Source organism: Streptomyces sp. NPDC053069, assembly GCF_044546895.1.
Taxonomy (GTDB): domain Bacteria; phylum Actinomycetota; class Actinomycetes; order Streptomycetales; family Streptomycetaceae; genus Streptomyces.
This window is the reverse complement of sequence record NZ_JBITZN010000022.1, coordinates 142,737-156,651: the sequence shown is the minus strand read 5'-3', so window position 1 is coordinate 156,651 and position 13,915 is coordinate 142,737. Positions and strand designations below refer to the sequence as shown.

13 protein-coding genes are annotated in these 13,915 nt (G+C 67.3%); 6 read left to right on the top strand and 7 right to left on the bottom strand.

The window, feature by feature from the left end; genetic code table 11:
- Nucleotides 1-70: 70 nt before the first annotated feature.
- On the bottom strand, nucleotides 71-394 hold the full coding sequence (locus ACIGXP_RS37155) for a transposase (protein ID WP_399776021.1): 324 nt from the start codon (nucleotides 392-394) through the stop codon (nucleotides 71-73).
- 74 nt (nucleotides 395-468) lie between these two features.
- Here ACIGXP_RS37155 and ACIGXP_RS37150 point away from each other — a divergent pair, with 74 nt between their 5' ends.
- On the top strand, nucleotides 469-1,182 hold the full coding sequence (locus ACIGXP_RS37150; RefSeq protein WP_399776019.1) for a hypothetical protein: 714 nt from the start codon (nucleotides 469-471) through the stop codon (nucleotides 1,180-1,182).
- Between the two features lie 75 nt (nucleotides 1,183-1,257).
- On the top strand, nucleotides 1,258-1,476 hold the full coding sequence (locus tag ACIGXP_RS37145; RefSeq protein WP_399776017.1) for a DUF6896 domain-containing protein: 219 nt from the start codon (nucleotides 1,258-1,260) through the stop codon (nucleotides 1,474-1,476).
- A 574-nt stretch (nucleotides 1,477-2,050) separates the two neighbouring features.
- On the opposite strand, the gene ACIGXP_RS37140 is transcribed toward ACIGXP_RS37145, so the two are convergent.
- Complete coding sequence (locus tag ACIGXP_RS37140) at nucleotides 2,051-2,650, bottom strand: hypothetical protein (RefSeq protein WP_399776015.1); 600 nt, start codon at nucleotides 2,648-2,650, stop codon at nucleotides 2,051-2,053.
- 282 nt (nucleotides 2,651-2,932) lie between these two features.
- Here ACIGXP_RS37140 and ACIGXP_RS37135 point away from each other — a divergent pair, with 282 nt between their 5' ends.
- Genes ACIGXP_RS37135 through ACIGXP_RS37125 form a run of 3 tightly spaced genes read left to right on the top strand, consistent with a single transcriptional unit; the run spans nucleotide 2,933 to nucleotide 4,445 of the window.
- Complete coding sequence (locus tag ACIGXP_RS37135) at nucleotides 2,933-3,382, top strand: peptidoglycan-binding protein (protein WP_399776013.1); 450 nt, start codon at nucleotides 2,933-2,935, stop codon at nucleotides 3,380-3,382.
- A gap of 30 nt (nucleotides 3,383-3,412) precedes the next feature.
- A complete protein-coding gene (locus ACIGXP_RS37130) occupies nucleotides 3,413-4,297 on the top strand; it encodes a DUF2690 domain-containing protein (protein WP_399776011.1) in 885 nt (294 codons plus the stop codon).
- A 7-nt stretch (nucleotides 4,298-4,304) separates the two neighbouring features.
- Nucleotides 4,305-4,445: a hypothetical protein gene (locus tag ACIGXP_RS37125; protein WP_399776009.1), complete on the top strand. Its 141-nt coding sequence runs from the start codon at nucleotides 4,305-4,307 to the stop codon at nucleotides 4,443-4,445.
- Between the two features lie 650 nt (nucleotides 4,446-5,095).
- Here the strand turns inward: ACIGXP_RS37125 and ACIGXP_RS37120 are convergent.
- The 5 genes from ACIGXP_RS37120 to ACIGXP_RS37100 all read right to left on the bottom strand — a co-directional run bounded on the left by ACIGXP_RS37120 (nucleotide 5,096) and on the right by ACIGXP_RS37100 (nucleotide 9,699).
- Nucleotides 5,096-5,866, bottom strand: coding sequence for a GNAT family N-acetyltransferase (locus tag ACIGXP_RS37120; protein ID WP_399776007.1), 771 nt, complete (start codon nucleotides 5,864-5,866; stop codon nucleotides 5,096-5,098).
- A 512-nt stretch (nucleotides 5,867-6,378) separates the two neighbouring features.
- Nucleotides 6,379-6,954, bottom strand: a complete 576-nt coding sequence (locus ACIGXP_RS37115; protein WP_399776005.1) for a SigE family RNA polymerase sigma factor — start codon at nucleotides 6,952-6,954, stop codon at nucleotides 6,379-6,381.
- A gap of 973 nt (nucleotides 6,955-7,927) precedes the next feature.
- On the bottom strand, nucleotides 7,928-8,341 hold the full coding sequence (locus ACIGXP_RS37110; RefSeq protein WP_399776003.1) for a peptidoglycan-binding protein: 414 nt from the start codon (nucleotides 8,339-8,341) through the stop codon (nucleotides 7,928-7,930).
- A gap of 45 nt (nucleotides 8,342-8,386) precedes the next feature.
- Complete coding sequence (locus ACIGXP_RS37105; protein ID WP_399776001.1) at nucleotides 8,387-8,803, bottom strand: hypothetical protein; 417 nt, start codon at nucleotides 8,801-8,803, stop codon at nucleotides 8,387-8,389.
- A gap of 458 nt (nucleotides 8,804-9,261) precedes the next feature.
- Nucleotides 9,262-9,699 carry a hypothetical protein gene (locus ACIGXP_RS37100; RefSeq protein WP_399775999.1) on the bottom strand — a complete coding sequence of 146 codons (438 nt, stop codon included), beginning with the start codon at nucleotides 9,697-9,699 and terminating at the stop codon, nucleotides 9,262-9,264.
- 442 nt (nucleotides 9,700-10,141) lie between these two features.
- Between ACIGXP_RS37100 and ACIGXP_RS37095 the strand changes: the two genes are divergently transcribed.
- A complete protein-coding gene (locus ACIGXP_RS37095; protein ID WP_399775997.1) occupies nucleotides 10,142-13,828 on the top strand; it encodes a hypothetical protein in 3,687 nt (1,228 codons plus the stop codon).
- The last annotated feature ends 87 nt before the right edge of the window (nucleotides 13,829-13,915 follow it).

Genomic DNA, 13,915 nt, shown 5'->3' with positions numbered 1-13,915 from the left:
ACACCTCCCTCAACGGCACGGGAGCCCTGTCCGTTGCGCACCCCGACCTCACACCGCCCCCGTCACTCGATCAGTGGCCGCACTGAAAACGCTCAATGGTGGAATCGATCTGTACCAGCCAGTCGATGTTCCCGGCCTTGTCCGCCCGGGCCTGGAGTTGCTGTAGGACGCGGGCGAACACGCCTCGCAGGGCGTACCTCCAGAAGCGTGTGTAGACCGTCTTCCACGGACCGAAGCGTTCGGGCAGATCCCGCCAGGTAATCCCGGTACGGATCTTGAACACCATGCCGTTGAGGATCTGCCGGTCGTCTACTCGGGGGCGGCCGGTTCCAGCCCGGGGTATCAGCGGAGTGAGTAATTCCCACTCCTGGTCGGTGAGTTCATGTCGATGCACGGCCCATGATCCAATGGGGGCGACCCAGGCAACCCGCGAACGCTAGGTCTGGGCGCGCGGAGGGGGAGATCGCCATGGATGTTATTGCGGGGGCTGTGGGCTCGCAGATTCTCAGTGCAGGGGTGGCCGCCGTGCTTACCGGGATCGGCACCCTGGTGCGCTGGTTCGTGGTCCAGCGGCTGCCCGCACGTCGCACGTGGCGCTATCTGAACGCAAGCGAGCTCTCCATCGTTCTGGACACCTCCTACATCGACACCGGACGCTACCAGCGACCCGTAGCCGGTCTGGGACAGGTCCGGGCGCTGTCCGTGCTCGTTCCCTCTCTTACCCACGCGTACCGGGACCTCGACTTGGAGAAGGTCCGCCTGTCGGCACACTTGCCGGGCAGCCAGATGGAGCGCGACCTGCTCATCTTGGGCGGACCGAAGAACAACGAGGCAGCCCGCCAAATCCTGGAGGCCATGACGGAGGCGTTGCCGTTCCGGCTGGGCGGAGGAGCGATCACCTGGGAGGGGACGGCCTACACAGGAGACGCCGCAGACGGGGAAGTTGTACGTGATTGCGGCTATATCGTCCGAGCTGCGAACCCTCTCAACCCGAGCAAGCGCGTCGTGCTCATCGGCGGCTGGTCAACCTATGGCACCGTGGCCGCAGCCCGCTGGCTGGCCGAGAACGGCGCCAGCCGTTCCCTGACCGCCGATGTCGCCGTGCTTGTAGAAGCCTCGGTTCTTCGAGATGGCCACGTGTCCACACCTCGCGTCCTGCGCCAGGCGAGCCTCAGCAGGTGAACCACACCACTGTTTGAAGACGGGCCCTAGGGAACGTGCTCAGCCTGGTCCGTTCGCACCAGATCATCAGCCGAAGTGGCGAAATCGGTACCTACTCCTATCGACGTGGACTTCGCGGCCGACGGCAGGGAGATCTTCGATTTCTGGCGGCTGCGCTGCTATGGGCGGAGTTTGCCTGAGCCTTATGATCCCACGGAGCAGGACTTGCGGTGCGCGGTGGAGTCGCTGAAGCCTCTGCTGGTCGAGGTGCGGCGAGGGTGGTTCAGCGTGGCTGCGGCCAGGGCTACAGCATGAGACGGGCGTGTCGGCTGGTTGCCGATGATCTTCGTCTGCAGGGTCTGCGAGGTGCCCGACAATCTTGTCCCTGATGACCTGTCGTAGCGCGTAGCGCCACTGCTGCCACCGCAGCCCGAGCGAAGACACCTGCGCCCAGGCCGGCTTCGGGTGCCTGACTGGATTCCATTGGCGGGCGTCTTTTACGTGCGACGGCTCCCACGTCAGGGCCCTCAAGGGGGGCACTGTGTCGGACCACCGCCGGTCGACCGCGGTCGCCCCGGATCCGAACACCACCTGATGGTCGACCGGTACGGAAACCCACTGGCCGCGTCCTGGCGGGGGAACCGGTGCACAGGCCGCCGAGCCGCCCACGGTCCCCGGCGGCCAGGGATCGGCCGTCAGCCGGGCATCGCTTCACGCCGACCTGGTGGCCACCGACGCCCGTACCGCCGACCTCGCCGCCGCCCGCGCAGCCAGCCGCGAGCTCATGTGCCAGATCAACCGCGATCACAACGGCTGGCCCCGTGAAGGGACGTCAGAGGGAGACCGTAGCGCCACAGGACCGCTGTCAGCTACCTGGCTCTGCCCACCATCAGCTCAGGTACCAGCGGGTGCAGCCCACCCAGTAACCGCCACTGTTGGTCTTGGGATTTCCGCCGGAGCCGATGCAGACGCGGGCGGACCGGTTCCTGACCCAGTCGAACGCCTTGGTGTACGTGGCGACATTCTGGTAGGCAACGTAGGAGGGACGGTTGCCCCAGCCGCATGCGTGATACGTACGGCCTCCGTCGTCAGACCATTCCGCTGCAACGAAGAAGCCGCCCTCGAAACTGTAGACCGCTTTCACACGGCCCCACGCGAACCAGCGGCCCTTCGAAGAAGACCAGCCGTTACGCAAGTAGCCGTCGAGGAGATTGTTCTGATTGTCCTGAAAGCGCTTGGCGTGGTCAGTGGCCACCTTGGAGAGTTCAGTGTGGCCTGGATCGATGCCGCGGCCACTGTTGTAGCCGCACGACCACCCTTTGAACTGGCCGTCTGCGGCGCTCGCGATAGTCGAAGCCAGCGTTGCAGCCCTGGCTGAGGCTGTCGTCGTGTGCACTCCCCCGACGGGCTGCGCTGCCGCACCGAAGGCAGGGACCGTGGCCAGCGCGACCGCTGCCACGGATGCGGCGAGAGCCTTGCCTACGTTCACTTTTCCCCCATCTGACTTCTACCCGACTTCCGAGTTCCTGGATCTTCCGGGCGACCCGCCCTGACGCTGCGTACGTGTCCGGGCCCGACGCCTGGTGTCAACACGAGCGTGCTGGATGAGCAGGGCCGTTTCTACTGGCGTTGAGCAGCCTGAGACGTCTCGGGACGTCTCAGGCTGTGGCCTGCAGAGACGCAGTCGGGGTGACGTGTTCCCGCTGGTGCGGATGTCACGCCGTTGCTGGCCTTACGAGATGCCGCCCAGAGAACCCTGACCGCCGCTGCGGTGACACCAGCAGAGAACTGTTCGGCAGCGCAGAACGGGAATCCGGAGCCGGAGATCCGGGTAGCTGCACTATCCATTGCCGCGGGTGCGCTGCTGATTTCCGCGATCACCTCAGCCTTGCTGATCACCGATCCTTGGCGTGAGCAAACCCCTGCGACAGGCGTGGCCGGCGTGGGAAAGTACGCGTGCACGTACATCCGGCACGGCGACGAGTTGTTCGCCGGGAACAGCACCACCGCCTCCCGCCTGGTCATGCGCAACACGACAGGCCCCGACGCCGCGGAAGTACAGTGTCTGCTTCTGCGCCACAAGCTGTCACCCGGCGATGTGGATGGGTACTTCGGTGAACGCACCGAGGCCGAGGTCAAACGGTTGCAGCGGATGGACCACGTCCCCGCCGACGGGATAGTCGGCGAGCAGACATGGGTGTTACTGCGGCATGTGGAATAGACGACGATGAGGAAGGAAGGGCCCAGGAGGATGGCGTACTCCGCGCCTCGCTGGCGAGGGCTGCCTCACGATCTTCCCGCCGCCTGCTCACGTCTCATTACCGACCTGCGCAATCTGAAAGACAGCAGCGGTTTCACCCTCACCGAACTGGCGCACGCGACAGCCATCAGCAAATCGTCGTGGGAGCGGTACCTCAACGGCAAGCAGTTCCCACCTCGGCCTGCCATTCAAGCCCTGTGCAAGGCAGCACACCATTCCGAGGACGAACTCCTGGCGCAGTGGGCGCTGGCAGACGCGGCCTGGAGCAATCGCGGGCAACCGCTGTCGCTCAGCGACGGAACATCCACATCTCCTTCCGGCGTCGATGCCGCTGTACTCGACAGCCCGTCCACCGCACAACACGTCAGCCGCGTACGCAGAGTGCTGCTTGCGGCATCCGCTCTGATCGACGAGCGGCCTATGGGCACAGCGGCTGCGGTCTTTCTGCTGTGTGCGGTGATGGTGACGCCCGCCGCCGTCATCCACGCCTCTCGCACCACCACTTCCCAGCCATCCGCTCGTCCGCCCATATGCCAGTTGCGGTCGTGTGAAGGCCGGAACCCGCGTACGACGGCGTGTGAGGATCCCATCACCACTGCTTCTCACACGGCAGGCGACGGCACCCGGCTCGAAATCCGGCTCAGCCCGAGCTGCCAGGCAGGATGGATCCGCGCGTGGCCCACGCACCCTGGCTTCCGTATCGAGATCTCCAGCCCTGACGCCCATCCCCAGAGTGTCGCGGAAACAGCACGGCGGGCCGACGACGAAGTGACGACGACAACAATGATCGCCGCCCCTCACCCTTCGAGCTTACGTGCGTGCTACTACTCTTCCCTCGGGCATCCCGGAAGGGAGTGCTTCAGCAGCACAAGCTGACCGTGCTGTGGCCGCGACATTCGCAGTCACCGCTTTTGAGCCGCGTGAACTTGAACTGCACGCTCACCGCGCCGGCAGAAACCTGGGCGACTTCGACGCATTGGGAGCGGACATCGAGCGCGACTGGGTGGCGCGCACGAACTGCTGAAGCCACCGGGGTTCGCCAGCCGATACAAGCTGGATCTGTCCCGGCCGGTGCAGTGGGAAGTCGAGGCCCTGGAGCCGGTCGAACTTCAGCGCCTGGTCACCTGCGGGCCCAAGCCGCGGACACGATCGCACGGGCCAACGCGAAGGCCTGCCCTATGCCGGGGTTCCTTTCCGAGCTGTTGATGGCCGAGTACGAGGACCGGGACAGGCGCCGGGCCGAACACCGCATCTGGGCAGCTCACTTGCCCCGACCTCGGCGGTCATCCACAATCTCGCACCTGCGCGTGGATCGCCAAGGGCTACCCCCCGGTGTCTGATCGGGGACTCCGGCACCGACACGTCGCACCTGCTGATCGTGCTGGGCACCGCCGCAGCCTGGGCCGGCTACCGCGTCCGCTGCTCACCGCGGCAGCCTTGGTGAACGAGCTGGTCGAGGCGGCAAACGACATGCAACTGGGCAAGACCATCGACGAGCTCGGCTACCTCGAGCTGGACCGCCGCGCGCGGAAATGCTCCTCCCGGTTGTCGCTGAGCGTGAGGAAAAGAGCAGTATCGCGATCGCCTCCAACGAGGCTTTCACCGGCACTGAGTCATATCGCCTGGCTCGCTCCACAGCCCAGAAGAAAATAGCCGCTGGGCGACACGCTCTGGTCAGCCTTCCCTGCGAAGCTCTTCCTGGTCCAAGCGGATGCTGAGCTGGCTTCCCAGCTCACGAAACCCCAGCGCTCGCGCGACATTACGGGAGGCCATCGGGCGGGCACGCCACTGCGGCAGCAGACCGTCAGCGAGTGCCTGCGCCACCGCCGCAGAAGCGACCAGCCGCGCCAACCCGCGGCCTCTTTCCTCCGGCGCGGTGAGCACGCACAGATGGGCGGCTGCCGCCGGCCAGACTTGAAACCCCGCCGCAGCCACCACGTCCGCGCCCTTGCGTACGACGAACGCAGCGGAGGTGATCTCGTCCATCGCGCTCTCACCGGCGTCCTCGGGCGACACCGACTTCAGGAACGCCATCACGTCCTGATGCCCGGGAGCAAGCCGTTCAACGGCATGGTCAGCCGGCGCCGGACGGAAACTGTCACGTGACACGTATCCCAAGACCGCGGGACCGAGCACCTCATTCACCGGCAATACGGCCCGAACTGCTTCTGAAGACGTCAGTGAGCTGGTCGGCATCACGGCCAGAAGCCGATGCAGAACCCGCGCGTCCCTGTCGGTCGGCGCCGTGACGATCGCCGACTCGCCCAGCACCACAATCCCAGCCCACGAAGGCGGAGCCAGCTGCGAGTCGGGCGACGCGACCACGTCCAGGCCCCCCACCGGGGGAAACGACACCGGCACAGCAGCCAGCGTCTCCCACACGCCCTGAGCCTGCTTCAGCAACGGATCAACAGCCATCAGCCGATCCTGCCACTTCGAGATCACAGACGCCGAGGGATTCCGCCGGCCGCCCAGTGAGAAGACGCCTCAGGTATTCCCAACGCAAGCCCTCGCCCCGGGGCCGCTGAATAACGTCCGGGCCAGGTCGGGCGCCTCGCACTGCGGACGCGCCGACGACGACATCACGTCTGTTGCTGCTGCTGTCATGACCTCCGCGTGTAGCGCGTACCGGTCCATCGGTCGTGGCCGTCGCTGGTCCAGCCGGGCACGTCTCCGGCGTACCGGTCAAGCAGCCAGTCGCGCTCGACGAGCCCGGTGACCGGCCCCAGCGAACGGGGACTCGTCGTGCGCCGAGCCGGCGTCGACGACGGCCAGCGCTTCCGCATCGGGATGGTCTGGATCCCGTACCTCGACCACCCCTTCCGTCCCGCACGAACACCTGCGCCTGGCAGGCGGGTACCAGGGAGTACTCGGCGTCGATGCTCGCAGCCCGACTCCTGTCTCTCGCGTCGCTCGGATGTTGTGGGGAAGGACGGAATCCGGCCACCCCTGGAGCGTCATTGTGCCCGGCGGACAGCCTCCGGGCATCCACGGCCAGCGGCTGGTGCCGAAGCGGAGTCGGGGTCGCGGCGCTGCAACTCCTGATGGAGCCGGGCGAGCGCACGATGCAGAGTGCTCTTGACCGTTCCACGCGCCATGCCCAGGGCGACGGCCGTCTCCTCCGTGGACATCTGCTCCCAGTGGCGCAGCACCACGACGCTGCGCTGTTGGGGTGCCAGCGTCTTGATGACATCCATCAGCAGCGCGTGGTCGGCGTGCTGCTCGGCCGAGTCCTCGATGGATACGTTCGGCAGCTGTTCGGTGGGGAGCTCCTCCAGTTTGCGGGCCCGCCACCACTCCGTGCGAATGTTGATCATGACGCGGCGCACATAGGCGTCGGCGAGTTGCTTGTCCGCTATGCGGTCCCACCGGTGGTACGTGCGTAACAGCGCGGTCTGCAGCAGATCCTGGGCCTCGAGCGGGTCGCCGACCAGGCGCCGAGCGCTGCGCAGCAGAGCGTCGTGCCGCGTACGGACGTACTCCTCGAAGTCCAGCACCTTCGCACCCTTGGCACCGTGGCTGCGGGGGTTCATGCCCAGGCTCCTTTCAAACGTGGTCGTACGTAGTCGTGGTCGTACCTGGTCAGCGCGTGCTGCATGGGCCGCGAGGCCGGGGCGACACCGGACGGGCTGGTGCAGCCCCGGCCGACTGGTGTCGTCTGCGGGTCACCACTTGGAGGAGGCCCGTTGGAGGAGGCCCGGGCGCAAGGGCCCTGGTCGTCCTTGATCAGATATACGGATAGGCGGGGCGCTGGAGCTGCTGCTGTGCCGGACACCCACGGCCTTGACGGCCCGGGTGTTCTGCGCGCTTCTCGAGTGCACGGTCGCCGAGCAGGCGCCGCTGTTCCGCCAGGAGCCGTGGTCGATGTCCCAGTAGAGGGTGACCGTGTCGCCCCGCTGGCGCCGGTGATCGTGGCCCGGTAGTAGCGCGGCCCTCCCGGTCGCTCGCCGTAGCGCAGCCGTATCCGAGCGTTGCCGATCCTTGTCGCAGGGCCGTTGTGCCGCCTGCTGCGGAGGATGTAGCGGTTGGGGTTGACGCTGGGGTCGCACGTGCTGGCCATCGTCTGGCTGCCGGCCGTCGTCCTAGGTGCCGCGGCTGTGACCGCCGACGTGCCGATCAGCAGGGTGGCGGTGGCCGTCACCGCAGTGGCCAGGCTGGTCTTCACTCCAGGAGAGAGGCGGAATCTCCTCCATGCCCTGGCCGACATCTTCCTTGTGATCATCACGAGCTGCCTCCCGTTGTGTCTGTGTGTCGTGATGCGCATGGTGGGGTGCGATCCTCGTGGGCGAAGGCCGCTCCGGACGCGGCGTCAGCGTCTGTGAGCTGCTCGTCTGCTGTGCGCCCCCACCCCGGCGGCATGTGGGTATGAGCGGGGCGGCGCCGGGCGGGGCGGCGTACGGTGCCCGGCCGCCGCCGTCTGGTGATCGCGATCGTGCCGGCGCGCCTGTCAGGTTGGGATGCCGTGATCGACGGGCCGCATTGGATGTCGGCTGTGCCGGGTGCCGGTCAGCGGCGCAGGTACTCCCAGGTGTGGCTGCCGACGATGCCGTCCGCGCCGCCGGCAATGTGGTGCTGGCGCTGGAGCCACTCGACAGCCGTGAGGGTGTTGGGGCCGAAGCTGCCGTCGACGGACAGCAAGACGGGGTAGTCCGTGTGCTGGTTGATGATGTCCTGGATTTCCCTGACAGCAGCGGCGTTGGAGCTTCCCTCGCTGATGGTCGCGGTGCCGTAGTAGTAGTCGCACGTAAAGCCGACGGTGGAGCGGTAGGTGCAGGAGTGAACGTCGGCTGCTTGAGCCGTCGGCTTGGCCGCGTGGCTGCCGACGGCTGCGTGAGCAGCCGTCACGGGGGCGGTGAGGAGCAGTCCGGCGGCCAGGGCCAGGATGCTGAGGGCTCGGGTACGGCGGAACGGCGTGGGCATGTCTGTCTCCTGTGGTACAGCTGGTAGCGGTTTGGCGGTCCGCTGTCAGCAGCTCGGCAGACGGGGCACCTTGGGTGCCGCTGTGTGCACGTAGTGGTTGCTCACCCAGGCTGGGTCGCTGCCGGACAGCAGGGTGGCCTTCGTCCACCACTTGTTTCCCGAGACCTTGCTGGTGCGCTGGTTGGTCTGGCAGTACGCCCGCACGGTCGTGTGGGACACCCTCGTATCCACCCGGCAACTCGTGCGCGGGCACTCCCTCAGGGCCACCTGCGTACCCCTGATACGGATCTTCCTGGAACTGGCGGCCGAGGCGTCGGTCAACGACAGCACGGCCGAGGCCCGGTCGGTCGCGGACTGCGCGCCATGCACATCGGCGTGTCCGGGGCCGGCGACGGCAAGACCGCCGGTCAGGGCAAGGGTGGTCGCGGCGAGCGCAAAACTGCTGCGCACCGTGGAAAGCATTCCTGTGCTCCTTTCACTGGCACCGCACCGCACGGCGCACTCAGGTTGCTCACGGCGGCCGACCGGCTCGGTCTTGGGGCGGTCTGCGTCGTTCGACCTCGGCCCTGTCACCCGGGCAGGACAACCTGTCCCCGGCGTCCTCATCACGGCTGGACCGCAGTTCGGGCGCGCAGCGAGGCGTGTCGACTGCAGAAAGCAGATCTGCGCCGTCGGTGAGCGGTGGGTATCGTCCTGGTCACCAGGGCGGGCTGCTGGCCGCTCCCCTCGTGCCGGCCAGCAGCCCAACCCGGCGATCAATCGCCCGTAACAACGGGCCGCCCGCCCGGGATGGGTCAGTACGAGCGGGTGGTGGCCGAGAACTCGTAGGCGTTCTTGCGGATGGAGGTGTTAGAGGCCCCGAGGTGACGTCTGCGCCGTGGAGGACCACGTGGGCGCGGTGGCGCACCCATTGCAGCCGGTCAGTACGGCTTGCTGTCCACGTCCCCGTCACCGTCGTTGATTGTCATCATTACGCGGTAGCGGGGCCCGTCCCAGTACCAGGCGGTCTGGTGGCTGGAGTTCCGTCGCAGACTCGCGTGCGACAGACTCCAATAGGCTCCGTTGCCCTTCTTGCGCCACAGGTAATAGGAGCAGCCTGCGACTCCGCCGCCCGACATGTTGTAGAACGATGCCCGCACGAACCAGTGCCCGGGTGCCGTCTTCTTGGCGTCGAGCTGGGCGGTGCACCGCCCGTCGTCGGTCTGGATCTGCCGTACGCCGTAGTAATACTTGACGGCCGTGGGCGATGCGGACGTCGCATGTGCGGGCTGCGTGGACGCCGTGGCCAGGCCGCTGCTCAGGGCCAGGGCGGCCACGGCCGATGCGGTCGGCTTGCTGATGATGGTGATCTGCACCATTTTCTCCTTCGATGGGGCTGCCGGCTGCCGGGAGGGCCGCGTGTGTTGATGGCGACCGTTGAGCAGCCGGACGTGACGTGCAGGTCCGGGCCGTACGAACACGACCTTCGCAGCAGGAGAATTGAATAGACAGCCGGCTCCGCCACCCGGATCAATGGAGACAGTGCAGGTCACGGCACGGCGCACGAAGCTGACCAAAGAAGACGCCCGTCGTTTGCTCTTCTCCTCGGGCGTGCGTAGCGTCCGGGTGATCGCCGCATCCACGGGGGAGGCGAGCGACCAGAGGGGTGAGCCGTCGATGGCAGGACGTCCTGAGAGCCCACTCGATCCCAGTGCGGGACCGGTTGCGCGGTTCGCTGCCGAATTACGCAAACTCCGGGCGGAGGCCGGGAGTCCGACCTACCGGGTGATGGCACAGCGCACAGGGCAGGGTGCGAGCACGTTGTCCCAGGCTGCCGGCGGCGAGCGGTTGCCCACCCTCCCTGTTGTCCTCGCCTACGTCCAGGCCTGCAGCGGCGACCTGGAGGAGTGGGAGGCGCGGTGGCGTGAGGCGGCTGCGGAGGCGGCGGCCGAGCCGCGTACCGAGAGTGAGGATGCTGCGCCACCGTATCGAGGCCTGGCCCGCTTCGAGCCTGGCGACGCCGACCTGTTCTTCGGCCGCGATGAGCTCACCGACCGCCTGCTCGCGCTGACCCGTTCCCGTCGGTTCAGCGCGGTGTTCGGCCCCTCAGGCAGCGGAAAATCCTCCCTGCTGCGCGCCGGTCTCATCCCCCGCCTCCGCAACCCGGACCAGGCCACCGCACAGCCGGCCGCGCTGCGCGTCCTCACCCCTGGCGAGCACCCCCTGCGCACCCACGAACAGCGGCTGACCCCGAAGGACGGCGACGGGGACACATGGCTGATCGTGGACCAGTTCGAAGAGCTCTACACCCTCTGCCACGACCCGGCCGAGCGCCACCGGTTCATCGACCGACTCCTGACCGCCACCGATGCCGCGAGTCATCTGCGCGTCGTCATCGCCGTGCGGGCCGACTTCCTCGGCCATTGCGCCGAACACCACGAACTGACCGCCGCGTTACAGGACGCGACCGTGCTGGCCGGCCCCATGAGCCGCGCCGAGCTACGCGAGGCCGTCACCAAACCCGCCCAGAGCGCGGGGATGATCGTGGAACGTGCCCTGACCGCCCGCATCCTCGACGAGGTCGAAGACGAACCCGGCGCACTGCCCCTGATGTCCCACGCCCTGCTGGAAACCTGGCGGCGCCGCAAGGGCCGAGTCCTCACTCTGGAGGCCTATGAGTCCGTCGGCGGCCTGCACGGTGCTATCACCCGTACCGCCGAAGACATCCACGACCGGCTGACGCCGGCGCAGGCCGATCTCGCACGCCGGATCCTGCTGCGTCTGGTCACCCCGGGAGACGGCGCCCCCGACACCCGCAGACCCGCCCACCGTGAGGAGTTCGGTTTCGGTGAGGTCACCGACACCGCGACGGTCATCGAGGAGTTGACCCGTGCTCGGCTGCTCACTGTGGACGACGAGCAGGTCGACCTTGCTCACGAGGCGCTCATCAGCGCCTGGCCTCGTCTGAGGAGCTGGATCGACACCGATCGTGAGCGGCTGCGTGCCCATCGGCGGCTGACGGAGGCCGCCGCCGCCTGGGACGCGCTGGACCGCGATCCCGGTGCCCTGTACCGGGGCACGCTCCTGGCCGCCACGGAAGAGGCGTTCCCCGCCCAGGACCGGGAACAGACCCTGACGGCCCTGGAGGGCGCGTTCCTCTCCACCAGCCTGCAAGCCCGACGCCGTGAGCGTACGCGCCCCCGCATCCTGGCGGCCATCCTGTGCGCTCTGGTCACACTGGCTCTGACAGCCGGGTCGATCGCTTGGCAGCAGAGCCAGACGAACGCCGTGCAGCGCACCCAGGCCACTGCCCGCAGAATCGCCGCCCTCGCGCAGAGCCTGCGCTACACCGACCCGGTCACGGCCATGCGGCTCAGCGTCGCCTCCTGGCGGATCGCCGACACGATCGAGACCCGTTCCGCCCTCATCGGTGCCCAAGCCCAAAAGGAGGAAGACGCCTTCGCCCCCTTCGGCGACGAGGACAGCCAGTACTTCCTCAGCGCCGACACCCGCACCCTGTTGGTCGTCGAAAGCGCACGCCTCGTGCGCTGGGATGTCAGAACACACCGCAGGACTGGAACCTTCCGTGGCCCGGGAGACGATGGGGCTGTCGATGCGAGTGGCGTCAGCGCCGATGGACGGCACCTGCTGATGGTGGGGTCGGACAGCGCCCAGGTGTGGGACATTGCCGCGGGCCGGTACGTAGGGGCCGCCATCCCCCTGCACAGCAGCGGATCCGGAGAACTCCACACCGGCGGATCCGCGGAGTTCGGTCCCAGCGGGCGCACACTCGATGTCGCTGACATCGCCGGTGACATCCCCCGTGTCCAAGTGTGGGACTGGCGACGGCACCGGCTGCTGTTCGAGCGACAGGGGCGGCGTGTCCAGGGCGCCATTATCAGTCCCGACGACCGCCTGGCCGCTGTGTGCGAGACAGGTCGGCCGCTGCAGGTGTGGGACCTGGCGCGGCACCGCACACTGCCCATGCCCGGCGCCCCCAAGGCTCCCCGCGACGGCGGATGCGTCACCGCCCTGTTCAGCCCGGACAGCCACCAGATGGTGGCCGCCATGCCCGACGGCGGACTGCGCCTGTGGAACCTCGCTGCCGCAGGGTCCGCCGCTCCCAAGACCTATGCCGTCCCCAGCCGCTTCGGTGACGAGAACGTGGAAGGCTCCTCCGACATCACGAACATGGCATTCAGTCAGGACGGCCGCTTCGTGGCGACCTCCAGCGATCACGAGGTCCGGCTGTGGAGGTTGTCAGCCGGCGCACCCGGGCCGGTCTTCCGCTACCCACTGCCATCCGTTCCTTCTGGCCTCGTCGGTGTCACACAGTTCGGCCTGGACCCGGACGGCCGTACTGTTCGCTACCTCACGCAGACAGGAGAGAACGATTCGGCCACGGGCAGGCTGATGCGCGCCGTGTCGGCGCGCGACGCGTCCGCCCCCGGCTGGGCCGACAAACCGTCGGAGGAGGCCCAGATCAGCCCCGACGGCCGGACGCTTGGAAGGATGTGGCACAGCAGCGATGCAAGCCACTTCCAGCTGGTGGACGCCAGGACCGGTCGCGGATCGGCCGACTTCACCGGCAACAGCTCCTGCCCAAGAGACCCTGACGATCCAGTACACAGTGCGCCAGGCTGTGGAGATCTGATGACCTTCAGCTCTGACGCCAAGACATTCGCCTACGTGACCAGGGTCGGCGAGGACTCACACGCCACACTGCAGGCCATCGTGTGGGACATCCAGCGCCACCGTGTCCGTGCCACCCTGAATCTCGGCCTTTCCATCAATGCCCGAGGCATCATCCATGCCCTCGCCCTCAGCCCGGACGGCCGCACTCTGCTGATCTCCCGGATGAAGGCCGATTACCACACTGAGATCTGGAACATCGCACGCGGCAGGAGAACCGGGACGCTGTCTGTCGGCGGTGATGTGTTGGCCTTCCAACCTGGCGGCAAGTCCTTCGCCACCTCGGACGGACACATAGTCGATCTTGCCTCGCAACACATCGTCAGCCGTCGACTGACGCAGGCCTTCACCACGGCGCTGGCCTTCAGCCCGGACGGCCGCTACCTCGCCGCCGGCGACCAGTCAGGCCGGGTGACCCTCTGGGACAACCGGGCCACGCACCGCCTCGCAGCCATGGCCGGCACCTTCACCGATGCGGAGCTGGACTCCGGGTCAACCGTTCGGGCCCTGGGTTTCTCTCCCGACAGCCACACCCTCGCGGTAGGCGGCAGCGACGGCACGCTCCAATTGTGGGACGTCCCTTCCGGCCAGCGGCTCGGCTCCGCGCTGCCTACAGCGAACGAACCCATCCTGGCCGTGGGTTTCGATGCAGACGGCAGAACGCTTCGAACGTCGGGCCGGTATGTGCCGCTGCACGGCTATCCCGCCGACCTGTCCTCCATCGCGGTACAGACCTGTCGCCGTACCGGCGGCGGGCTGACGCGCGCCGAGTGGAAGGAGTACCTCCCGGAACTTTCCTACCGCAACTTCTGCTGACCTGCCACCAGAAGCCAATGGTACGAGCCTCGCTTGGGAAGAGGCTGAACCGACGAAATGCGGATCCCGAGGTGACGGAACCAGGGT

What these genes read in the sequence shown, in the direction of transcription:
- ACIGXP_RS37150 (WP_399776019.1), top strand. Translation starts at nt 469, where the DNA reads ATGGATGTTATTGCGGGGGCTGTGGGCTCGCAGATTCTCAGTGCAGGG.
- ACIGXP_RS37130 (WP_399776011.1), top strand. Translation starts at nt 3,413, where the DNA reads ATGGCGTACTCCGCGCCTCGCTGGCGAGGGCTGCCTCACGATCTTCCC.
- ACIGXP_RS37115 (WP_399776005.1), bottom strand. Translation starts at nt 6,954, where the DNA reads ATGAACCCCCGCAGCCACGGTGCCAAGGGTGCGAAGGTGCTGGACTTC.
- ACIGXP_RS37110 (WP_399776003.1), bottom strand. Translation starts at nt 8,341, where the DNA reads ATGCCCACGCCGTTCCGCCGTACCCGAGCCCTCAGCATCCTGGCCCTG.
- ACIGXP_RS37105 (WP_399776001.1), bottom strand. Translation starts at nt 8,803, where the DNA reads ATGCTTTCCACGGTGCGCAGCAGTTTTGCGCTCGCCGCGACCACCCTT.
- ACIGXP_RS37100 (WP_399775999.1), bottom strand. Translation starts at nt 9,699, where the DNA reads ATGGTGCAGATCACCATCATCAGCAAGCCGACCGCATCGGCCGTGGCC.